The sequence below is a fragment of the Gimesia benthica genome, from assembly GCF_009720525.1.
Taxonomy (GTDB): Bacteria; Planctomycetota; Planctomycetia; order Planctomycetales; family Planctomycetaceae; genus Gimesia; species Gimesia benthica.
Map to the genome: position 1 here is coordinate 3,528,473 of NZ_CP043930.1, position 23,881 is coordinate 3,552,353.

At 56.8% G+C, this 23,881-nt stretch carries 16 protein-coding genes; 13 read left to right on the forward strand and 3 right to left on the reverse strand.

The annotated features are described in order from the left end of the window. The first annotated feature begins 8 nt into the window (after positions 1-8). From F1728_RS13330 to F1728_RS13340, 3 genes are all read left to right on the forward strand, one after another. On the forward strand, positions 9-1,526 hold the full coding sequence (locus F1728_RS13330; RefSeq protein WP_155364516.1) for an SGNH/GDSL hydrolase family protein: 1,518 nt from the start codon (positions 9-11) through the stop codon (positions 1,524-1,526). Positions 1,527-1,656: 130 nt separating this feature from the next. Next, on the forward strand, positions 1,657-4,077 hold the full coding sequence (locus tag F1728_RS13335) for a cytochrome oxidase (protein WP_155364517.1): 2,421 nt from the start codon (positions 1,657-1,659) through the stop codon (positions 4,075-4,077). After that, positions 4,071-5,633, forward strand: coding sequence for a DUF7133 domain-containing protein (locus F1728_RS13340; RefSeq protein ID WP_155364518.1), 1,563 nt, complete (start codon positions 4,071-4,073; stop codon positions 5,631-5,633). The genes F1728_RS13335 and F1728_RS13340 overlap by 7 nt, the downstream gene beginning before the upstream one ends. 265 nt (positions 5,634-5,898) lie before the next feature. Here the strand turns inward: F1728_RS13340 and F1728_RS13345 are convergent, their stop codons facing one another. Together F1728_RS13345 and F1728_RS13350 are read right to left on the reverse strand one after the other, a co-directional pair. Then, the gene (locus tag F1728_RS13345; RefSeq protein ID WP_145035597.1) at positions 5,899-6,432 is read right to left on the reverse strand and encodes a hypothetical protein; all 534 of its coding nucleotides are present in this window, start codon (positions 6,430-6,432) and stop codon (positions 5,899-5,901) included. A 59-nt stretch (positions 6,433-6,491) separates the two neighbouring features. Next, positions 6,492-7,571, reverse strand: coding sequence for a peptidase (locus F1728_RS13350; protein WP_155364519.1), 1,080 nt, complete (start codon positions 7,569-7,571; stop codon positions 6,492-6,494). Between the two features lie 325 nt (positions 7,572-7,896). On the opposite strand from F1728_RS13350, the gene F1728_RS13355 reads away from it, so the two are divergent. The 10 genes from F1728_RS13355 to F1728_RS13400 all read left to right on the forward strand — a co-directional run bounded on the left by F1728_RS13355 (position 7,897) and on the right by F1728_RS13400 (position 22,801). Next, entirely contained in the window at positions 7,897-8,799 is a 903-nt protein-coding gene (locus F1728_RS13355; RefSeq protein WP_194242806.1) for an efflux RND transporter periplasmic adaptor subunit, read from the forward strand. A gap of 31 nt (positions 8,800-8,830) precedes the next feature. Further along, positions 8,831-11,044, forward strand: a complete 2,214-nt coding sequence (locus tag F1728_RS13360) for a site-2 protease family protein (RefSeq protein ID WP_155364521.1) — start codon at positions 8,831-8,833, stop codon at positions 11,042-11,044. A gap of 170 nt (positions 11,045-11,214) precedes the next feature. After that, a complete protein-coding gene (locus F1728_RS13365) occupies positions 11,215-12,177 on the forward strand; it encodes a D-alanine--D-alanine ligase family protein (protein WP_155364522.1) in 963 nt (320 codons plus the stop codon). Between the two features lie 157 nt (positions 12,178-12,334). Next, entirely contained in the window at positions 12,335-13,330 is a 996-nt protein-coding gene (locus F1728_RS13370) for a cell division protein FtsQ/DivIB (RefSeq protein ID WP_155364523.1), read from the forward strand. Between the two features lie 203 nt (positions 13,331-13,533). Then, positions 13,534-14,265, forward strand: a complete 732-nt coding sequence (locus tag F1728_RS13375; protein WP_155364524.1) for a phytanoyl-CoA dioxygenase family protein — start codon at positions 13,534-13,536, stop codon at positions 14,263-14,265. Positions 14,266-14,664: 399 nt separating this feature from the next. Then, positions 14,665-16,620 carry an acetate--CoA ligase gene (acs, locus tag F1728_RS13380; protein ID WP_155364525.1) on the forward strand — a complete coding sequence of 652 codons (1,956 nt, stop codon included), beginning with the start codon at positions 14,665-14,667 and terminating at the stop codon, positions 16,618-16,620. A gap of 135 nt (positions 16,621-16,755) precedes the next feature. Beyond that, positions 16,756-17,544, forward strand: a complete 789-nt coding sequence (gene larB, locus F1728_RS13385) for a nickel pincer cofactor biosynthesis protein LarB (protein ID WP_145179876.1) — start codon at positions 16,756-16,758, stop codon at positions 17,542-17,544. Between the two features lie 23 nt (positions 17,545-17,567). After that, a complete protein-coding gene (locus F1728_RS13390) occupies positions 17,568-19,067 on the forward strand; it encodes a PKD domain-containing protein (RefSeq protein ID WP_155364526.1) in 1,500 nt (499 codons plus the stop codon). Between the two features lie 346 nt (positions 19,068-19,413). Next, entirely contained in the window at positions 19,414-21,267 is a 1,854-nt protein-coding gene (locus F1728_RS13395; protein WP_155364527.1) for a glycoside hydrolase family 88 protein, read from the forward strand. Positions 21,268-21,364: 97 nt separating this feature from the next. Then, entirely contained in the window at positions 21,365-22,801 is a 1,437-nt protein-coding gene (locus F1728_RS13400) for a neutral/alkaline non-lysosomal ceramidase N-terminal domain-containing protein (protein WP_155364528.1), read from the forward strand. 10 nt (positions 22,802-22,811) lie between these two features. Here F1728_RS13400 and F1728_RS13405 read toward each other — a convergent pair whose 3' ends face one another. Further along, a complete protein-coding gene (locus F1728_RS13405) occupies positions 22,812-23,774 on the reverse strand; it encodes a PDZ domain-containing protein (RefSeq protein ID WP_155364529.1) in 963 nt (320 codons plus the stop codon). Positions 23,775-23,881: the final 107 nt, after the last annotated feature.

Genomic DNA, 23,881 nt, shown 5'->3' on the forward strand with positions numbered 1-23,881 from the left:
ACACTCCGATGAACCAGACAGGCGATCCACAACCCGAACCGCGTCCCGCGCAGCCAAAGTCTCGGCACCCCGTGCTGTTTCGCACGCTGGCAGTGCTATTGGGGCTCATCTTCATCGGTCTGCTGGAAGGGGGGCTCCGCCTGGGTGGCGTTCAGCCACTGCCGCACAGCCAGGATCCTTTCATTTCATTCAGCGAAGACTCCACCCTGTTTGTCAAAAACGCTGATGGGACGACATACCAGACCTCCGCCGACCGCAGCGATTTCTTCCGTCCGCAGCAGTTCCCGGTCAACAAAGGGAAAAACACCTACCGCGTGTTCGTCCTCGGCGGATCGACTGTGCAGGGACGTCCGTATGCCGTCGAGACCTCATTTACCAACTGGTTGAAAATTAATCTGCAGGCCGCGGACCCCGCGCGGAATTTTGAAGTCGTGAACTGTGGTGGCGTCTCGTATGCCAGCTATCGCCTGGTGCCCATCCTGCGGGAAGCGTTGCGCTACGAACCCGATCTGTTCATCGTCTACAGCGGACACAATGAATTTCTGGAAGACCGTTCTTACTCCCGCCTGAAACATCAGCCCGAACTGCTGCTGCAGACCGAGAGTGCCCTGCTGGACCTGCGCCTGGCATCGGTGATTCAAAGCCTGCTTCCCGACTCACATCAGAGAACGCAGACAACGGAAAAATCAGAAAACGTGCTCGAAACCGATGTCAACGCGCTGCTCGACTTTCAGCAGGGACTGGAACAGTACCACCGCGATCCGGAACATCGCCGGGCCATCATGGCCCACTATGAATTCAACATGCGTCAGATGATTCTGCTGGCGCATCAGGCCGACGTTCCGCTGCTGCTGGTCAATCCGGTGAGCAATCTGAAAAACTGCATTCCCTTTAAAAGCGAATTTGCTTCCCGCCTCACCGCAGCTGAGCGCGATGAGGTGAATGCCCTCTGGAAGTCCGCCGACGAATGCAGCTGGGACGAGGCAGAGCAGAAAATGAGCTACTGGCAACAGGCTCTGAGTATAGACGACACACACGCCAGCCTGGTGTATAGCGTGGGAAAAACCTGTGAATACCTGAAACGGTACGACGACGCACGCAGCTGGTTCATCAAGGCCAAAGAGGAAGACATCTGCCCGCTCCGCATGCTCGAACCGATGCACGAGACTCTCTTCCGACTGGCGCAACAGTACGATGTCCCCATCATCGATGCCCGCAAATTGTTCGAACAGAAAAGTCCAGACGGTATTCCCGGCAGCGAACTGCTCGTCGATCATGTACATCCCAGTATCGAAGGCCACCAGCTGATCGCCGACGCGATCTATGAAACCATGTGCGCCCTGCAGTTCCTCTCCTCCCCTCCCGACTGGCGGACCACGCGTGACCGGTTGCGACAGGAACAACTGGAGTCACTCAACCAGGAATATTTTCTGCGTGGCGCGAAGCGACTCAGTCGTCTACAGGGCTGGGCCCGCGGCCAAAGCACGCTCGCTCCGCCCGGCACGACGCAAACCCATACAAAATGAACGTGTTCTCTGATTGCTTCCGGTCTGCCGCTGCTTTATGATCGAAGTACCTGCCTGAATTACAGTTGCGATTCGCGCATCCCATTGAGAACCGGCCCCGACTGCAGCCCACAGAGAAAGAGACCGTTCAATGAATCAACGAAGGACCTGCCTGGTGACAGGACTTTTGTGCCTGATCATGGGCCATTCCCTGCTTGCCGCTCCCGATCCGGCCCCCTTTGTTTCCGGCTTCGACCGCTTCGGACGCCATGAGGAACTTCCGAAGGGGACTGCAGGCCGACTGTTGATCAGCGAACTGAGCTGCGCCGCCTGTCATCCCACAACACAGTCTGCCCTGCAGCCCAAGGGCGGCCCCCGACTCGATGGCGTCGGCAATCGTCTGCAGCGGAAGTGGGTTACAGAATTCCTGTCCGCCCCGCATGTCACCAAGGCGGGCACCACGATGCCCGACGTCCTGCACGGTCTGCCTGCGAACGAAAAAGCATCCACCATCCAGGCCCTGACCGCGTTTCTGATGTCCCAACAGAAACCGTTTCCCACAATCAAAGCCACCGGCGCCAATCCGGTCCCCTACGAATTCTGGAACAAAGGGAATGTGGCGCGGGGCCGCGAACTCTATCACAAAATCGGCTGCGTCGCCTGTCATGAAACCGATGAAGACTACGAACCGGGTGAAACCAAATTTTCGCCCAACGACAAACTGCTGGCCCAGCTCGATCCGGAAGACATCAAAGAGCTCGGACTGGCGGCGGCTGTCCGTCCGGTGAATTCGGTTCCGCACCCGGATCTCACTGCGAAGTACACGCCACAGGCTCTGACCTTCTTCCTGCTCAATCCGGAACAGACACGTCCCGCCGGTCGCATGCCCCAGTTGAAACTCGCCGCTGTGGAAGCAGCAGACATCGCCGCCTACCTGCTCCGAAATCAGCAACCCGGGGCCGCGACAGCTGCTACCAGCAGTGACTCTGCAGAACTGATCACCGCCGGCAAGAAACAGTTCGTCGAACTCAGATGCGTGAACTGCCATCAGGTCGACCAGTTAAAACCGACGTTCTCTGCCCGGCCTCTGAACCAGTTACAGACGACCGCCGCTGCCAGCTGTTTTCACAATCCCCAACGGAAGATGCCCGCCTATCCTCTGGATGAACTCCAGCAGACGGCGATCAAAGAATCTCTCGCCGCTCTGAAGCAAAATGAAAATCCATCTGTTGCAAACCAGCTGGCCTTTCAGCTCCTGCAGTTCAACTGCTACGCCTGCCACGAGCGTGACAAACAGGGGGGTGTCGGCTTTAACCGGAAACCGTATTTTGAAACCGCAGGTCATGTCGACCTGGGTGATGAAGGTCGGATTCCCCCCACGCTGACAGGCATCGGTTTCAAGCTGCAGAAGGGTTGGCTGTCGAAGGTTCTCAAAGGCAAAGGGGATATTCGCCCACACATGCACGCCCGCATGCCGATCTTCCCTGGTAAGGAAATTGCAGCGCTACCCAATCAGTTTGAGAAAGTCGATCGTCCACAAAAGCGATCTGAAACAGACGTCTTCCCTCAACATGCGCAGCTGGCCCCCGCCGGTCGCAGCATGCTGGAGACCGGCTGTATTCAGTGTCATCCGATCCGGGGGGAAAGTATGCCGGGTGTGGTTGGTACGGACCTCGGCGAGGTCACCAGTCGCGTGCATGCCCAGTGGTTTCACGACTTCCTGCTCGATCCCGCATCTCTCAAAGAGCGCACCCGCATGCCGACCTTCTTCCCTGATGGCAAGAGCCAGAACAAGGACGTACTCAAAGGGGATGTAGAACAACAGATCGCCGCGATCTGGGCGTACCTCAAAGCGGGAGACAAACAGCCGCTACCGGAAAAGATTCTCGCCGCCAAGTCGAAGAATTACGAACTGGTGCCCGACAAAAAGCCGATCATCCTGCGAACCTTTATGGAAGAGGCAGGCACACATGCGATTGCCGTGGGCTTCCCGCAGAAAGTCCATGTTGCCTTTGACGCCGAACAGGTTCGCCCTGCCCTGGCCTGGAAAGGACGCTTCCTCGACGCACAGGGAACCTGGTTCATCCGCTTTGCCCCACCGGCAGATCCGCTGGGTGATGCACTGATGCAGTTTCCTTCAGGGCCACCGGTCGCGTTCCTCAAACAGACAGAAGAGGTCTGGCCTGAATCCAAACCGGGAACGGATTCGCTGCAGTTCCGAGGCTATCGCATCGACAAGCAGGGCGTGCCCACGTTTCTTTACCGCTACCAGGGAATCGACATCGAAGACCGCCTGGAAGCGACTGCCAGGCAGACACTGAAACGACGACTGACCATCAAAGCGGTCTCGCAACCAAAGACTGTCGGCACGCTCTGGTTCCGCGGACTGACGGGGAAGAACCTGAAAACCGTTGATCCGACCACGCGACAAAACGAAGACGGCCTGCGTGTCTCCGTTGCAGAAGCCTTCGCCAAAGCAGGTCAAGAACGAACCCGGGACAAGCTCAGCGAATGGCTGATCCCCGTGCCCCTGACAGAAGACACCACGATTGAGGTGACATACCAATGGTAAAATACATTTTCACCCTGCTCACGCTGCTCTGTCTGACCAGCGTCCTGACGGCAAACAACGCGTATGCGGAGAGTGAAGACGATTATTACCGCATCGTCTCCATCATGACCCCCAAAGCGCAGACCGAGTCGCGTTCACAGAACTGGAAGCCGGCCCCCGGTGATCTGGTGCTGGAAGTCAGCGGCATCGCGGTCCTCGACGATCAGCGTATCGCGGTCGTCATCCGCAAGGGGGAGATCTGGATTCTGGACGGCGTCTATGACGAGCCACCGAAAAACGTGACCTACAAACGGTTCGCCACCGCCCTGCATGAGCCATTGGGACTGATCTGGAAAGACGGTGCGTTCTATACGGTGCAGCGGAGCGAGCTGACGCGGATTCGCGATACCGACGGCGATGGAACCGCCGATGAATATCTGACCGTCGCCAAAGGCTGGGGCGTCACCGGGCACTACCACGAATATGCTTACGGACCGAAGCTCGATCACGAGGGCAACCTGTGGCTGACACTCAATATCGGACTGGGACTGAAAAAAGAACACAAGGCCCGGGCCGTCAAAGATCCAACGCTCGGCTTTGCCCAGGGACGCTGGCGCGGGTGGGGGATGAAAGTCACACCCGACGGAGAACTGGTTCCCGTCTGTGCCGGCATGCGTTCGCCTGCGGGGATCGGCGTGAACCGGGCCGGCGATGTGTTCTACACCGATCAACAGGGGAACTGGGTCGCCACGAATACGCTGCATCACATGCGCAAAGGGGCCTTCTTTCATCACGTGGAAGCACTCGCCTCGATGGGACTCCCGGGCTCACCCATTCAGGGTGTGAAAGAGATTCCTAACGGCCTCCCCTTCCCCGAGGCGATCAAACAAATGCCGCAACTCAAACCACCGGCGGTCTGGTTTCCTTACAAAAAAGCGGGGCAGTCCACAACCGACGTGATGCTCGATAACAGTGGCGGCAAGTTTGGCCCGTTCGACGGTCAGTTTTTTGTCGGCGAATTCACTCAGGCCGCCATCAATCGCGTCTTCCTGGAACAGGTCGACGGAGAATACCAGGGCGCCTGCTTCCCCTTCCGGGAAGGCTTCGCTTCTGCGGTCCTGCGTCTGGCACAGGGAACCGATGGCAGCGTGTTTGTCGGTCTGACCAACCGGGGCTGGAGCAGTCTCGGGACGGCGTCCTATGGTTTACAGCGTCTGGTCTGGACGGGTAAGACGCCCTTTGAGATCAAAGAGATGCGGGCGAAACCCGATGGTTTTGAGCTGGTCTTCACGCAACCCGTCGATCTGAAAACCGCGATGGATCCCCGGTCGTATCTGATGAAAAGTTACACCTACACTTACCATTCATCCTACGGCAGCGATGAGATTCTGAACCGGGAACTCCCCATTGAACAGATCACGGTCTCGGAGGATGGCACCCGGGTCCACCTCAAAGTGAACGGCCTGCGGGAGCTGTATGTGCACGAACTGGTTGCCGCTGGTGTGAAGAACAAAGCCGGTCAGTCACTGCTGCATCCACAGGCTTACTATACGCTCAATAAGATTCCGAAAAAGTAAAAGAGATCCTGGAACTACTCGTGTGCGTCGACCCTGGCAGCTTCCTGTTGCCTGCAGCAGTATGTTCTATCACGTAGGGGTAGCCCTGTGTGGCTACCCGTAGAGCGAGTCTGTCTGCGTTTGGTAGTACGAATATTTGAGAACGCTGCCTTCGTTGCCTGCATAACGGTCAAAATTCACCAGGCGGGCGGACACACAGGTACCGCCCCTACGTCTGATTCCATCACGAGAAGTGCAACCCACATTCAAAATGACAACGATCCCGCTAATTCAGAAAGCCGCGTTCGCGTAATTCCTGAATGTTGCCCGGGGCACTTTCCCAGACCCGTTCGGCGGCGTAACGCATGATGGCGATGCCTCCCATGCCGGGCGGTGCACTGAGGATCGCGGTGTGCTCTTCCTCTTCGTCGTCCAGTTGTTTATTCAGTTTGTCGACTGCTTCCTCGACGCTGTCGCTGACAATCCGCTCGGGTCCGCTGGTGTTGGAGAACTTCAGATTGGAGAAACCCGCAGTCCGCGAGAGCAGGAACGCAGCCAGGTCCGCCTCTTCCTGCTCTTCAAAGAAGTTACGAAACTCGGGCTCCATCGAATCGGGCGTGATGATCATCGCCCGCGTGATCAGGACTTCCCCTTTGCGGACCTTGACCGTCGCCCCGGGTTCGGGTGCGCCGGTCACCAGATAATAAGGAAGCTGCTGATCTCCAAACGTAAACAGGGAGAAATTCACGGGACGCTCAATCCGTACTGCAGTCCAGATTTCGAAGAAGCGCTGCTCATCGAACTCGTGAGAAAAATTCATCAGGTTCCAACCGGGGTGAAGAGATTAAAGCGAGTGTGAACTTCAGGATCAAAGTCGTGTCAGCTGACTTTCTTGAGTTTGCTGATACGGCCCGTCGAGACCCATTCGGTGACAAAAATGTTACCCGCCTGATCGAAGCAGGCATCGTGAGGATGCACGAAGCGACCGGCTTCCCACTGCTCGGGCTGCGTGCGAATCTTAAAACCATCCAGCACGCGGTTCGTCCAGTCCTGATCGTAGCCCAGGTGAGTGATTACCTGGTTCTGTTTATCGAACAGGGTCACCCGGGCATGCAGATCGGAGACCAGCATGATGTCTCCCTGGATGTCGATGTCTGCAGGGAAACTGACCGTGTTGACAAAGCCCAGGTGTTTACCATCCAGGCTGAAATACTGGAGTCGGTGATTGGCCCGGTCACAGACGGCGATCTTAGGTGTGCCATCGCGGGTGTCGAGCCACATGCCGTGCGGCGTTTTCATTTTGCCCGCTTCGGTCCCGCTGCCTCCCCAGAAAAACTCGGGCTTCCCGTCGCTCGTGTATTTGTGAATATAGTGGGAGCCGTAACCATCGCCGACATAAAATCCCCCATCGGGGGCGAAGGCAATGTTGGTGGGACTGTAGCGTTGTTTGGCGTCCTGATAATGCGCGGGCGCAGCGGGTCGTCCAATCTTCCAGACAACTTCCCCTGTGAGACTGGTTTTGGCGACGATGCCGTGCTTCACATCGGAGAGATACAGGAATTCCTCGTTGCCTTCCTTACGGACATCAATGCCGTGACCGCCGCCGTGATATTCCTTTCCGAAAGAGCGGACGAATTTCCCATCGGCGTCAAACACCACGATGGCATCCAGGGGCGTCTTCGCGCGGGAGCGATGTTTGATATAAATCAGACCGGCCTCGTCGACACAGACGCCGTGCGTCTCACCCCACTTGATGTGCTTGGGCGTTCCGCCCCACCCGTGCGTGACTTCATACTGAAACGCGTCTTCTCCGACAAGCGGCGGCTTAGTGCCTGCTTTGTCGTCAGCCCCCAGAATCGCGGGAGCAAAAAAACTGCCGGCAACCGCGGCCCCTGCGGTTTTCAAAAATGTGCGGCGGGAATCAATGTGAGTAGAACAAGCGGTGGAACGTTGAGTCATGAGCAGACGACCTGAATCGAGAAAGATTTCTGGCAAAATACGTGAGGTTCACGTAAGACAAGGAGGGCCCATCCACCTGATCTTAACGGACGGAATGCGGTCACCTCAATTGTGGATCGGAAAAAATAGGGTATTCTGACAATGTTCTCCACGCCAGGCTGCTCAGTTTACCGTCAGTCGGGCGGTCCGCCCCCGATTAAGATGGTCTTTGAGCAGTGAATGTGATATGAGACATTTCCGCCGGAAAACGTGTGTTTTCGGTGCTCTGGCTCACGTTAGCAGAATTCAAGCTCACTGCTGTCCTGATAAAAGGAAGAGAATCACCATGAACCGGTTGTGTGCCTCAATCTGTTTGTTCACCACCCTGGCTGGTCTGCAGATCGCCACGCCGCTGGCTCTGTCGGCGGATGAGCGTGCAGCGTCGGACGCACCCCTGCGCATCGACTCGGTGCTGGTGACCGTCATCGAGCAGGTCGAAGTCCCCGCGCGGGAAGTCGGGCAGTTGACCAACCTCAGAGTCCGGGAAGGCATGACCATCGAACGGGGCGCCCTGCTGGCCCAGATTGAAGACTCCGAAGCCCGGCTGCTGCTCAAGCAGGCACAACTGGAATATGAAACCGCGCGGCTCAAAGCGGAGAATGACGTCGATCTCCGGTTCGCCCGTAAATCGCATGAAGTGGCGAACGCGGAACTGCAGCGAGCCAAAGATTCAATCCAGAAATACCCGAAGAGTATCTCTAAAACCGAACTGGACCGTCTGCAGTTGACCGCAGAGAAAGCGGAGCTGGAAATCGAACAGGCAACCGAAGAGGCGAAGACCGCCCAACTGGAAGCAAAACTGAAACAGAATGCAGAAGAGATCGCGGCTTTAGCTGTGGAGAAACGGAAAGTGGTTTCCCCGATTGACGGGATGGTGGTGCAGATCATGACCCGGACCGGAGAATGGGTGCGTCCGGGTGAGACGGTGATGCGGTTACTGAAACTCGATCGTCTGCGGGCTGAAGGCTTGATCAACGTGTCACTGCTGCAGGAGCGGGATCTAAAAGACCGTCCCGTGGTGCTGCTGGTCAACCCGGGTACGAAACAAGAGCAGAAGTTCCAGGGCAAAATTTCATTCGTCAGTCCCGAGATCAATGCGGTCAATAACCAGACCCGTGTCTGGGCCGACATTGAAAACCCGGACCTCAAACTGAAACCGGGCATGCGTGCCTCGCTGATCATTCAATAAACTTCCGCGACTGAGAAGGCGGTCCTCCCTCATGTCTATCGGCGCCCAGAACTATTCGAACCAGCCACTGCATCTGCGGATGCGGGCCGACCTGCAGGTGCAGCCGCTTCAGTTTGGTGGTAAGACGTACTGGGGCATCAAGGATCCGTTTTCGCTCCAGTACTATCAGCTCAGGGACGAGGAATACTTCATCCTGAAACAGCTGGACGGCGTGGCTTCATTCGAAAGTATCCGCAGGCAGTACGAAAAAAAGTTCCTGCCTCAGAAACTGGAAGCCTCACACCTGCAGGGCTTTTTATCGCGACTGCACGAAGCGGGACTGATTCTGGCCGATGCCCTCGGCCAGGGTGAAATTCTGCTGGAACGTCAGACTCAGAAACAGCAACAGGCCCGGCGGGCCCGCTGGATGAATCCGCTGGCCATTCGCTTCCGGGGCGTTGACCCACATCGACTGCTGACCTGGCTGCAGCCGGTCGCGGCACTCTGTTTTACTCCCTGGTTTCTGCTGGCGACGCTGCTGCTGTTGCTCTCAGCGGTAACGCTCGTCTTCACACACTTCGATGCTGTAGTCGCCCAACTGCCCGAGTTCACCACCTTTTTTGAGGCGAAGAACCTGGTTCTGCTCGGGGTCAGTCTGGCGCTGGTCAAGATCCTGCACGAACTGGGTCACGCGCTCGCCTGCCGTCACTTTGGTGGGGAGTGTCGCGAAATGGGCGTCATGCTGCTGGCCTTCATCCCCTGCCTGTACGTCAACGTCAGCGATGCGTGGACGATGCCGCAGAAGTGGCACCGGATCATCGTAAGCTCGGCGGGCATCCTCGTAGAACTGATTATCTCGTCGCTCTGTGTCTTTCTCTGGTGGTTTACGTATCCCGGCCTGTTTCATTCGCTCTGCCTGAATATTGTCTTCGTCTGCTCGGTGAGCACGCTGCTACTCAACGGTAATCCGCTGCTCCGCTACGATGGCTACTACATCCTGCTGGACCTGGTCGAAGTTCCGAACCTGAGACAGCGGGCTCAGACCATTGTTTCCAACCGCGTGCATCATTTTTTCTTCGGACACAAAGCTGACACCCTGCTCCGCGAACCCCGTCGGCTGCGGCGTTTTCTGTTTGCCTACGGCGTCGCCTCGGCGATTTACCGCTGGCTGGTTGTGTTTCTGATTGTGACCGTCTGTTATTATGTACTGGAACCCTACGGCCTGGAGATCATCGCGCAGGTCCTGGGAGCCTTTGTCTTTTTGGGAATGCTGATCGTGCCCGTCAAATCCGGAATCAAGGAAATTCAGACTTACGCGAACGCAGGCCGCATCGACGGTGGTCGCTTTGTCCGGCGTGGGGCACTGGTCATCCTGATCCTGATGGGGCTGCTGCTGATTCCCTTCCCGCACCGCATCTCCGCTCCGGCGCTGATTGAACTACAGGACGCAAAGCACGTCTATGTCACGTCCCCGGGGTTTGTCGCTTCCATCGCCAGCCCTCAAACCGTGGTTGAACCGGGGGCCCTCATTGCCCGCCTGCAGAACGATCAGATCAATCTGGAAATTCTCAAGCTCAAAGGACAGATCAGCGAACAGCAGATTCGCATCACCACGCTCAAGACGCGCCAGGTCGACGATCCCGAGGCCGCCCGCGAACTGCCCACCGCCGAGGAACAGCTGACCGATCTCAAGGACCAGCTCGCACAACGGCTGACCGATCAACGTCGGCTCACCCTGACTGCCCCCGTGGGAGGGACCTTGATTCCCGCGCCGCGTACACCCGCACCTGCCGATGCAGCAGAGTTGCCTGAATGGGTCGGCTCTCCCTTCGATGCGGATAACCAGCACTGCTTTCTGAAGCGGGGGACCTGGCTCTGTTCGCTGGGAAATCCCCGGGCGCTGCAGGCCAGCCTGATTGTGGATCAGGAGGACGTCGAGTATGTGCAGGCGGGGCAGACCGTGCGAATCCTGCTCGACGAATATCCGGATCAGGTCATCACAGGCACGATCGACGACATCGCGGAGATCGACCTCGAAGATCTGCACCCCAACCTGATTCACCGGGAAGAGGTGATTACTGAAGTCGATGCCGAGGGCAAGCGGCGGCTCAGCAGCACTTCCTACCTGGTGCGGGTCAAACTGGATGTGACAGACGAACAACCCGTGATTCACGCTTCCGGACAGGCCAAAATCGTGGTTGCCCCGGAATCCCTGGGAAAAAAAACTTATCGCGGTCTGCGCAAGACCTTTCGGTTACTGCAATAAAGCACACCCCAGCACACCTTCTTTGCCTGATTTAACATTCACTATTCTGACAAGATCACCATTTGCAGATTGGTGACCAACTGCTAGAATCCCCCGAATCTTTGAAGATCTCAGAATTTCAACGTTGAAAATCCAAGCGATATTGTGGCCGGAAGCAAGGAGGCGACCCGATGAGCCATTCACCAGCACAACCCTCGACCCCTTTAAACATTGTGGTACTTGCCGGCGGGGAATCTGCCGAAAGTGACATCAGCCTGAAGAGTGGCGAGAACGTGTCGCGCGCGTTGACTGCGCGAGGACATCAGGTGGTGACGGTCGATCCTTCCCTGGTCGATCTGGAAACGTATGACTGGTCAACCTGCGACGTCGTGTTCCTGGCATTGCACGGAACCTACGGCGAAGACGGCACCATCCAGGCCACACTCGAACGCTTAGGTGTTCCGTACTCGGGTTGCGATGCTCCCACTTCCAAGCTGGCCTTCAGCAAGTCGGCCTCCAAGGAACGTTTCATTCAGCAGAATGTGAGCACGCCTTCCTACGTATTGATTCACGAATCAGACGATGCCCAGCGAATCGAACAGCATGCCCGCAGCATGGGTTATCCACTGGTGGTCAAGCCGGACGCTCAAGGGTCGAGCCTCGGGGTGACGATTGTCAAATCGCCCGAAGAACTGCCGCAGGCACTGACCCGTTGTTTTCATTATGACTCCTTCGGCATTCTGGAGTCAGCGATCGCGGGTACGGAATGGACCGTCAGCCTCGTGGATGACGATGTGCTGCCTTTGATTCAGATCGAAACGCCGCACGAATTCTTCGACTACGAAGCCAAGTATCTGGAAGACTCGACTCAGTATCACTTCGAGTTCCAGCAGCCCACGAACGTGATTCAGTCGATCATTAAAACGGGCGTCGGTGCCTGCCAGGCACTGGGAACGAGCGGCATCGTACGGGTCGATATCCTGCTGGATCGCTTTCAGCAGCCCTGGGTACTGGAAGTGAATACCATTCCCGGCTTCACCGACCATTCGCTGGTCCCCAAAGCGGCCGCTCAGGCGGGTCTCGACTTTGGCGAATTGTGCGAACGGGTCCTGCTCAGCCGCCTGGCGAAAGCCACTACCCGCCCGCAAAACTGATAAAGTTTACCCAGACGGCCTGTGCCCAGCGGGAATTATGACTTTTCTGTGGTGTGCCACAACTCGCGCTGCTTGAGATTGCGATAATGTTAATGCAGGGGACGGTGCGCTGAGGCTGCGTCGCGCGCACCAGAATGGAACACATCAATCAGAGCTCATGAGTCGCAAAGCATCTAAAAAGAAGCCGACGAAGAAAAAAGTCCCGGCTAAAAAACAGATCGCAGAGATCGAAGAAGAAGAGGACGTGCTGGACGAAGAACGGTCTGCGCTGAGCCCCGCGCGACTGGTCCGCCTGCTGTTTCGTCCTAAGGTGCTTTTGATTCTGGCGGTGGGAATTACCGTCTGGTTCTTTTCGCAGAAGCTCAAGGATCAGCTCCCCGATCTGGCAGAACAGGAACAGTACCAGATTGAAACCCGCAGTCTGTCGCTGATTCCCGCCCCTCCCCACTACGTCCCCATTGATCTGGTCGATCAGGTAATCAAGCGCAACCAGCTGCCTGAGAAGGTCTCGCTGCTCGATCGGGATCTGGTCATCAAGGTCGCAGAAGCATTCCAGAAACATCCTTGGGTAGAAAAAGTGGTCTCGGTTCGGAAGACGAGCACGGTCGAAGTCGAGCTGCAGTTCCGTAAGCCGGCAGCGATGGTGGCATTCAAACAGCGACTGTTACCCGTCGACAACGCGGGCGTCCTGCTGCCTCCGGAAGACTTTTCGGTCTCCGATGCCCGCCGCTACCCGGTGATTACCGGCGTTGAATCGGTTCCCGCCGGACCTCCTGGAAATGCCTGGGGCGATGTCACCGTCACTGGTGCTGCCCAGCTGGCCGAAGCACTTTCGCCGCACTGGAAGGAACTGGAGATCGTCGCGATCGCCGCGCCTCCCCGCCTGAGCGAAGCGAGTACGCTGGACGATCTGATCTTCCGGCTGATCACCGCAGGCGGTTCGGAGATTGTCTGGGGTCGCTCCCCCAAGAGCCAGCGGCGGGGAGAGCTCCGCGTCGATCAGAAGATCGGCAAGCTGGAAAAATACCATCGGGATTACGGCGGGTTTGATCGGCCACACGGTCCATATGAAATCGACATCCGCCACTGGCAGGAAATATCCCGCCGCCCGCTTCGCCAGCAGAGTCAGCGGCGGACTTTGATGCGCCGCTGAATCTCAGCTGACTTACAGTGTCTGGCGCTCTCTCCCCTTCTGACAGCAGCGATTCGCATATCGATCTCCCAGCGCCGGTTTCCTGTTATATTAAAGAATCTGGGAAAAAATCGTGGAAAACCGTTTTCAACTGATTAGATTGATAGGGATCTGCATCTTGCAAGCGCGCTGATTTTGACCAGGCTGCCTATGAGGAGAAAGCCATGACTGAAGACGCCATCGTTCAGGAATACCGGGAACAGGGGTTTGTGCACATTCCCGAATTCTACTCTGCCGAACAGCTGGCCCAGATCCGTGCTGCGGTCGATCGCTATAATCGGGAAGTCGTTCCCGGGGTGCCTGAGAACGATGTGGTCTTTGAAGCGGATGGCACCGCGATTCGCAACTGCTGGCGGATGCAGATCCACGATCCGTTCTTCGCAGAGCTTCCGCAGGCAGCACAGCTGCAGCCCCTGATCGCTGCCCTGGTCAACGGCACGCCCCTCTGTATGGGAGTCGAGACGTTTAACAAGCCCGCAAAAGTCGGCTCGGGTGTACCGCCGCATCAGGATAATGCCTACTTCTGCCAGGAACCACCGGACGTGCTTACGGTCTGGGTTGCCCTGGATGAGGTCACGCCGGAAAACGGTCCGGTACAATACGTGGGTGGCTCGCATCAGGCAGGACTAAAGGTACATACGCCATCAGGCGTGAAAGGGAATTCCTTCGGTCTGGCAGAAGAAGTTGATGCCGCCACAGCGACGCCGGCACTGCTGAAAGCGGGCGATGTGCTGATCCATCACTGTCAGACCATTCATTTCAGCGATCCCAATGTCAGTGATCATCCGCGGCTCGGTCTGTTGATGGTCTTTCGAGGTGAACACACACAGGATTCGCCTGAAATGAAAGCCGCTTACCAGAAGGCACGGGCCCTGATGGAGTCGCAGGCAAGCTGATCCGGCTGTATTTCCCGCTCCCGGCCTCCTGGCAGGTGTTCAAATTGTCGCCAGTGGTCGGTTCTGCGTCAAAAGAGACCGATTCGGGAAGAATTCGGGAATCTGCGTTACTTTCCGGTGATTTAAAGTGACTTCCGTACCCCGTTCTGCTTGATTTTCCCTGTTTTGACGCTTAGATAAGTGGTTACCTTTCATAATTCCGTTCTGAGAGGAAGCGATTGGCCGTTTGTTGACTTCAAAAAAACAGCACCCTAAAATCGCTAACTTAGCATTGTTTAATAATTCGACTTCAAGACACAGGGAGAGAATCGAATCTACGCTCCTGAAAATTCAGGTCGTTGATTAGCATTTTTCGGTTCTTATTTCGCTCGCCAAATAACGCAAAGGGGAATGACAACGATGAGTGACCAGGCTAACGAAAACATTGAAAGTGTTCTTCAGGAAACTCGATCATTTCCGCCGCCAGCCGAGTTCGTCGAACAGGCCAATATTTCGAGCAAAGAACAGTACGAAGAGCTCTGGAACCGGGCCAAAGACGATCCGGCCGGTTTCTGGGGCGATCTGGCTCAGGGACTCGAATGGTCTCAGCCTTATGATCAGGTCCTCGAAGGCGAGATGCCCGAGACCAAATGGTTCACGGGTGGCAAGATCAACGCTTCGGTCAACTGCATCGACCGTCACCTCGACAGCTGGCGGAAAAACAAGGCCGCTATCGTCTGGGAAGGCGAGCCGGGCGATACCCGCGTACTGCGTTACCAGGACCTGTACCGCGAAGTCTGCAAGTTCGCGAACTGCCTGAAGAAGCTGGGCGTTGAGACCGGCGACCGCGTCACCCTGTATATGCCCATGGTTCCCGAACTGGCCATCGCCATGCTGGCCTGCTCACGCATCGGGGCGACTCACTCGATCATCTTCGGCGGTTTCAGTGCCGATGCCATCGCCGACCGCAACAATGACGCCCAGGCCAAACTGGTCATCACCGCCGATGGCGGCTGGCGTCGCGGTAAAAATATTCCGCTCAAAGAAGCCGTCGACCAGAGCCTGGAAAAATCACCCAGCGTCGAAAAGGTAGTTGTCTACCGTCGTACCGGCTGTGAAGTCGATATGGTTCCCGATCGTGATTACTGGTGGCACGATCTGATGGAAGACGTCTCCGCAGAATGCGATCCGGTCGAACTCGACAGCGAACACCCGCTGTTCATCCTCTATACTTCCGGAAGTACCGGTAAGCCCAAGGGTGTGCAGCACTCCACCGGCGGTTACCTGCTGGGAACGATGATGACCTCCAAGTGGGTCTTCGACCTCAAAGAAGACGACACCTACTGGTGTACCGCCGACATCGGCTGGATCACCGGTCATAGCTACATTGTCTACGGTCCCCTGGCCAACGGAGCGACCACCGTGATGTACGAAGGGGCTCCCAACTGGCCCGATGAAGGTCGCTTCTGGGAGATCATCGAGAAGTACCAGGTCAACATCTTCTACACGGCCCCGACCGCGATTCGTGCCTTCATCAAGTGGGGCGACGAATGGCCCAACAAGTACGATCTCTCCAGCCTGCGTCTGCTGGGAACCGTGGGTGAGCCGATCAACCCCGAAGCCTGGATGTGGTACCACACCGTCATCGGACAGGAACGCTGCCCGATCGTCGATACCTGGTGGCAGACCGAAACCGGCGGCATCATGATGAGCCCGCTGCCCGGCGTGACCGCCACCAAGCCCGGCAGTTGTACGACTCCCCTGCCCGGTGTTGTGCCTGATATCGTCACCGCAGAAGGCGAAAGCCTGGGCGACAACCAGGGCGGTCTGCTCGTGATGCGTCAACCCTGGCCACACATGCTGCGAACCCTGTACGGCGACCACGAGCGGTTCAAAGACGTCTACTTCAGCACCATTGAAGGTTGTTACCTGGCCGGCGACAGTGCCCGCCGCGATGAAGACGGTTACTACTGGATCATGGGTCGTATCGACGACGTGATCAACGTTTCCGGTCACCGTCTGAGCACGATGGAAGTTGAAAGCGCCCTGGTGGCACATCCCAAAGTTGCCGAAGCAGCCGTGGTTGGTTTCCCCCATGAAATCAAAGGGGAAGGCATCTGCTGTTTCGTCACCCTGACGACAGAAGATGGCAGCGATGAGTTGAAGAACGAACTCAAGCAGCACGTGCGAACTCAGATCGGCGTGGTCGCGACACCGGATGAAATCCGCTTTGCCGCCGCTCTGCCGAAAACCCGCAGTGGTAAAATCATGCGACGTCTGCTGCGTGACATCGCCGCCGGTCGGGAAAGCACGGGCGATACCACGACGCTGGAAGACTTCAACGTCATCGCGAATCTGAAACAGAAAGAGGACTAAGACTCGCGGACTCAGGTCCCCGTTATCTATAATGTGCCCTGCGGCACAAAACCGATTTTGCAGGATGGTCGCTTTCGGCCATCCTGCTCTTTCTTTATACACTGACTTTTTTTCACTGGAAATAGAGGCACTCTGATGGCGGATGATCAACTTTCTCAACTGTTTGAACTGGTAAAACAGGGAACGCTCTCTGTGGAACAGGCGGTCGAGCAGGCGGAGAGCCAGGGACATCACAAATCGGGAATGCTCTCTTCCGCGAACATCGACCTCGATCGCAGTTCCCGCTGCGGTTATCCCGAAGTCATCTACTGCGAAGGCAAGACATCCACCGCGCTGGTTGAAATCTTCACGCTGCTGCTCGAATCAAAACAGCGCTGCCTGGGCACACGGATTTCCGAAGAGCAGGCCGAGACCGTACTCAAGCAGTTTCCACAGGCGATCTACAATCAGGTGGCGCGGACGATTCGCATCCCGGAAAAAGATGCTGCTTTCGACGAAGAGTTGACCAAAGGCAAAATCACGGTGCTGACCGCAGGCACCAGTGATCGTCCCGTCGCGGAAGAGGCAATGGAAACACTGATCTGGATGGGCTACGAGCCGGACCTGATCGTGGATGTGGGCGTCGCAGGGCCACATCGCCTGATCGAACAGTTACCCCGCATTCAGAATGTTTCGGCCATCATCGTGGCTGCCGGCATGGAAGGGGCGCTCCCCTCGGTGGTCGGTGGCTGGGTCTCCTGCCCGGTGATCGCAGTGCCGACGAGCGTCGGTTACGGCGCGAGCCTGGGCGGCCTGACGGCGCTGCTCGGCATGCTCAACAGTTGTGCCGCGAATGTGACCGTGGTTAATATCAATGCAGGCTTCAAAGCCGGTTTCATCGCCGGCCTGATCGCCGACCAGCAGCGTTCCTCCTCCGAAAGTTGACCCCATAACAAGAGACTCCCGCCATGCTGAATCTGTCCCCCCGTACTCTGCTCTGCGTTCTGCTTATCCTCATCGGCAGCGGTCTGTCAGGATCTCCAACACACGCGGCAGAAGAGCAACCGGCCCTGGATCCGATCGTGCGGGTTGTCGATCTGAACGTGGGTGAAACGACGACGGTCACGCTCAGCAATGGAGAACAGGTCAAAGTTAAACTCTGTGATCTCAAGGAGACCCGCGATCCGATTCGCAATGCAGTGCGCAGTGCTGTCGTCACCGTGGAAGTGGACGGCGATACCATCGAACTCGAATCGGGCATGTATAATCTGCCGGTAGGCATGGGCAAGGCGCAGATCGATTGTTCCATCACCAGTGGCTACAACTCCAACGGCACGCCGTCATTCTGGGGGCTCGACAAGGATGCCCGGCTCCGCCTGTGGCCGAATGGTTCGCCGCTGCTCAAACCAGGTTCATTTATTTATCCCGTCGATCAACGCTGGTTTGCGACGCGCACCTGGTACGACAATGAACCGGTAGACGGCGGCCACGAGATCCTGCCAAAAATTTACTATCACAGCGGTCTGGATATCGGTGGTGCCGAAAAACTGACGCGGGTCATCGCGGCCACCGATGCGATTGTGGTCTCTTCCGGAACGGACGTGCTGAACGGCCATGAAAAAGATACACCCGTCGCGAAGCGGTATGATGTCGTCTATCTGCTGGATGCCCGGGGCTGGTATTACCGTTACAGCCACCTGCACAAAATCAACGATCGCATCCGCCCGGGACGACTGATCAAACAGGGCGAAGAGATCGGTATCCTCGGAAAGAAAGGGGCCAGCGGCGGCTGGTCGCATCTGCACTTTGAAATCAAGAGCCGCCAACCATCGGGCAAGTGGGGCACCCAGGCAGGCTACGCATTCATCTGGGAAGCATACCGTAATCAATACCAGCCCAAACTGGTCGCGAACACCCGCCGCAAACACATGGTCCTGCCAGGTAACACGGTCACCCTGAGCGGAGTACAGTCCTACAGTGTTAATCACAGCATTGTTGATTACGAATGGATCTTCAGTGACGGCACGACCACCCGGGGCCCGGCGATCGAACGCAAATATGACTCTCCCGGCATCTATTGTGAAACGCTTAAGGTCACCGACGAAGCGGGGAACGTCGATTATGATTTCGCGGAAGTCATGGTCCTCGATCCCAAAGACCGGGAACATTACGTGCCCCGGATCCATGCGAGTTACTGGCCTTCGCTCAAGAACAGAGTAGGCGAACCGATCACTTTCAAGGTCCGGTCATTCAATAATACATTCGGCGAAGAGGTCTGGGACTTCGGTGATGGCACACCTGAAGTCCGGGTTAAATCAGACGGTAATGTGAACCCGCTGAATGAAGATGGTTACGCGATCACAAAACACACGTATCAGAAACCCGGCGATTACCTGGTGAAGGTGGAACGCAGCCGCGAGGATGATGTGAAAGCAGAGACACGCTTACATGTGCGGGTGGAACCGTAATTCGATCGCTTCAGATAGCCATGTGGGTGGTCCCGGATAAAATCCGGGATTGCCGCAGGCAACAGGAAACTGTCAGAGCACGCTGGCAATTGAGAAAACAGTCGCCGACCTCGTTTCATTTCAGCAACGAAGTGGCTCACCAAACTCGTTAGCACACACAGTCTGTTTACTGCTCGCTCCGCTCGGCACGAATTGCATTCGTGCCCACCCTTTCGCTTATCAGCAAACCAGAGCCGGCAATCGCATTCCCTGCTGGCAATTGACTCCCTGCAGATTTACAATGTGAGGGAACTGCATCAAACACGGACTCATTCCTTCAAACATACCTGCCGGGAACCTGCCTGCCATGAACGCGCACCTGCTGACCCTGTGTCTCAGCCTGTTAACCCTGATCTCCCTACCCGCTGCTGTTGTCTCTGCTGCCGATGAGAAAACGGAACCGTCGACCGTCGATTTCAAAGGCAAGGTCGCGCAACAACTGGCGTCTCTGAGGAAAGAGCAGGCACTGATTCACTCTGCTCTCGGTGTCACTCGCCGGGAAACGCCGATTCCCTGCGTGTTCTCTGCCGATGATCTGAACTTTGAAACTGACAAGACGCGCGTCCTGTTGATCGGGGGAATGGACGGTTCACAGACATCCGTTGATGCGGTGATCGATGCCGTCAACTGGTTTTATGGATCGGAAGCAGCAGCACCGCTGCGGAAACAGTTCTCACTTTCAGCAGCCCCGATTGCCAATCCGGATGGCTGGGCACTGCAACAGGGACCGAAAAATGCATCAGGCGGCGATCCGACCACAGGTTACCCGCCACAGGGCCCCGCCTATCACGATGCTCAGAAACCGGAAGTTCAATACCTGTGGCGGTGGATCGGCATGCATGCCCCGGATCTGGTGGTTGATGTCCGCGCGGGTCAGCAGCCACAGTGGTTCATCCCGAAAACCGCTCGCAAAGAAGTGCGCGGACTGCAGTCGCAGTTGTCACCCGTGCAAACCGCGAACGCAGGCTGGGAACTGGCTGCCGCTTTGAATACCGAGTCCCCATCTCTGATCGGACCGATCCCTGCCTTGGGTCTGGAGGTCTCAACTCAAGATAAGTCTGCGTTCCTCTCCACACTGCTGAAGGCGTTAAAGGAGACATCGTTTCCGGCGCCCTCTCCCGCACGTGAGGAACTGATTCAGCGTCAACAGCGGACGCCGATCCAGGTCGCTACGCAGCTCTCGAAAGTGTACGGCAACGATCTGGGTCGGCTCTCGTATCTGCCCGTGCTTTCACTCATCAGCCAGATTCGACTGGGACAACTGACGAACGATCAGAGTCGTCTGCCTCACGTCGAGAAAATCACACAGGAGTATTTGAAGAAGAACCCCCAGCCCCTCGAAAACAAAGGGGGCGGATCAGTCATCGCCGGTCACTTGCTCTTTTCCGAGCTGACCAAAGCAACCGGCAACCGGGATTACCTCAAGTACGCTCAACAGGCGGCGGACCTGGGTTTTGACGCGCAAGGCAAGATGAAAGAGTCGATGCCGCACCATGTCGAAATGAGCGATGCGGTTTTCATGTCGTGCCCGATTCTCGCGGTCGTAGGTCGGCTGACCGGGGACTCGAAATACTACGACATGGCGATGAAACACTGGCGCTTCATCCAGAAGCTGGACCAGCGACCGGACGGCATCTATCGTAATTCTCCCCTCAGCGATGCCGCCTGGGGTCGTGGAAATGGTTTCCCCGCGCTGGGACTCGCACTGGTCCTGAGCGAGTTGCCCGTGCATTCGCCGTTGCGGGAACAGTTCGTAGAGGGACATCGTCAGCACCTGGAGGCGCTCAGCAAACATCAGGATCCGACGGGCATGTGGCACCAGGTGATTGATCATCCGGAAAGCTACCGCGAAATGACGTCCACCTGCATGATTACCTTTGCCATGATTCGTGGCGTGCGGGAAGGCTGGCTGGACGAAAGCGTCTATACGCCTCTCATCGAGAAAGCCTGGGAAGGGATCAAAACCCGGGTCGCGCCGAACGGAACCCTGGTCGATGTCTGCACGGGTACCGGCAAACAGAAGAACCTCCGCGGTTATCTCGATCGCATGGCGATTCTCGGTAATGACGCTCGTGGCGGGGCGATGGCCTTCATCGTCTCTAACGAAATGGCACAGTGGCTCAATGAACGGGCCAACGCCGCTCAGCAGAAACAGGATTAAATGTTCTCTGCTGATGGTGATACTTTGAAAATCAACCTGGAATGTGCACTACAGGAATGATCAAACAAGACCTCTGAGCTCCTCGGAAAGGACTGTCATGATTTCGCGATTCTCTGTTCTGCTGTTATTTGTGCCTGCACTCGTGATGCTTTCGCTCAGTGTGACTGAAGTTTACGCGGAACAGGCGGCGCTGCGTGCCGGGGCCGCGATGATCGACATTACCCCCGAGCCCGGCGTTTCACTGGACGGCGTTATTTCCAAGAACGGCCCCGTCACAGGAGTGCATGACCGGATCTATTCCCGTGCCCTGGTCCTCGACGATGGAAACACGCGGGTTGCGATCTGCGTGAACGACCTCTGCATGGTCGAGCGGAGTTACTTCGATCGGGCCAAGCAGATCGTATTTGAGAAGACCGGACTGCCCGCGAATCGGATGCTGATGACCAGCACGCACACACATGCGGCGCCCCGCGTTCCCTATGGTCGCGCGAGCGAGCAGGACGATGTCTACTATCAGGCGCTGATCCAGAAGATGGCCGAGGCGATCATTACTGCCGAGCAGAATCTCGCACCGGCCCAGATTGCCTGGGGGTCCTTCGACGCCGGTCGCTATGCCGCGTGTCGGCGTTTCCTCGCAGAGAAAGGGAGCGTCTCGCTGAATCCGTTTGGTGTCGCGGGAGAGCAGATCAAATCGGTATCAGGGCGCAGCAAACAGATCATTCAACCCGCGGCTGACATTGATCCCCAGTGCTCGATTCTCTCCGTGCAACACGCCGACGGTACTCCGCTGGCAGTACTGGGGAACATGAGCATTCATTATTGTGGTGGTTACAGGAAGGGAGAAATCAGCGCGGATTACTTTGGTGCGTATGCGAAATATCTCGCGGAGAAACTGAAGTCGAGCGGTTCCCATCCCCCGTTTGTGGGCATGCTCTCCAACGGCACCAGCGGGAATGTGGGCGCGGTGATGAAACAGGACAAACGGAAGTATCAGCCGTTCGAATGGATTGACGAATCGGGAAAGCAGTTCGCCGAACAGACCATCAAGGTCCTGGCACAGTTGCAGTACCAGCGCAAGGTTCCGGTGGAGATGGTCGAGCGCGAAATTGAACTGGCGATCCGTAAGCCGGATGAGGAACGCCTGGCCTGGGCACAGGAGATCCTGGCGAATCCGAAACAGAAAACCTTGCATCCCTGGTCGAAGATTTACGCGACCGAAGCGGTCGAACTCAACAAGTACCCGGCGACGGAAACCATCAAGCTGCAGGCCATTCGCATCGGCGATCTGGGTATTGTCGGTCTGCCTTGTGAAGTCTTTACCGAAACCGGGCTGGCGATCAAAGCGGGCAGCCCTTTCGGTGCCACCTTCTCCATGGAACTGGCTAACGGATCGAGTGGTTATCTGCCCACACCCACACAGCATGCGTTAGGCGGTTACGAAACCTGGCCCGCCCGGAGCAGTTACCTGGAGATCGAAGCGGAGACCAAAATCCGGCAGACGGCCCTGGAGCTGCTGCGTGAGTTACACAACTGAGTTCTGACGCTTAGCGGTCGAGCCAGCTGCTGAGGGTGACGGGCAGTTTCTTGATCATCCCGTCGCGAAGCAGTTCGACTTGTACCACATCGCCGGCTGATTTCCCCCCGATCAGTTTCACGAGGGCATCGAAGTTCTCAACCGGCTTGTCGTCGAACTTGAGGATGAAGTCTCCCGAGCGGATCCCGGCCTTCTGAGCGGCCAGACCATCGGAGACTTCGCCGACCAGGCAGCCCCCCTGGTCCCGGATGCCGGTCATGTGGGTGATGCCCAGCATGGCATCACTGTCGCGGGTCTGGAACTGAGTCGCGGGGAGTGCCCGCATCAGATCTTCCAGTGCAAGATCCGGAAGAGGATGTCCTTTGATCAGATACAGCACCGGAAACTTTCGGACCCGCTTGATGAACCGCAGGCCGTCTTCGCCTCCGGTCCACTTGGAGCCCAGGGCCACATAGCGTACCTGTCCGGGCTCCACACTGCCGCCCGGTGCTGTTCTGGCGATGTCTTCAGGCGTCCAGAGTTTGACCGTGCCGCCCATTTTTTTGATTTCGCGGACGGCCCGTTTTTCCCGAATGTCGGCGTGCCGGTCGATGGCTTCTTCGGCGCGAATGGCAACCGAGGGATTCTTCGCCTTCGTGAGTTTCTCGAGTGCGTCTTCGGCAGGTCCAACCGAATTGGCTTTCCCCAGAATGTAGACCTGTTCGATCACGAGAATCGCGCGGACCGCGGCTTCGAGACTGTCCCCCTGGGTTACCTTGAGCAGTGGCGGAACAACCTGTTCGCCAAACTTAGGCAGTTCCTGGGTCGCTTTCTGGCGGGCCTGATAGTCATCGCTCTGGAGATCGAGAATGTAGTCAACGGCCTGTTGCGGCAGCGCTGCTGTTTCTTTTTCCTGTGAGTACGCAGGATAACCGGTCGTGAGCAATGACAGGGCCAGTGCTCCCGCGAACAGGGTTGCGAAACATGATTTCATCTGGTTTGTACCTCTGGAATTAAGTGCGTCTTTTCAAGGGCGACTTCATTCCATTTTCGAACAAACCAGAGTGGAAATCAATACGAGACTTTATCAGAGCACCCGGA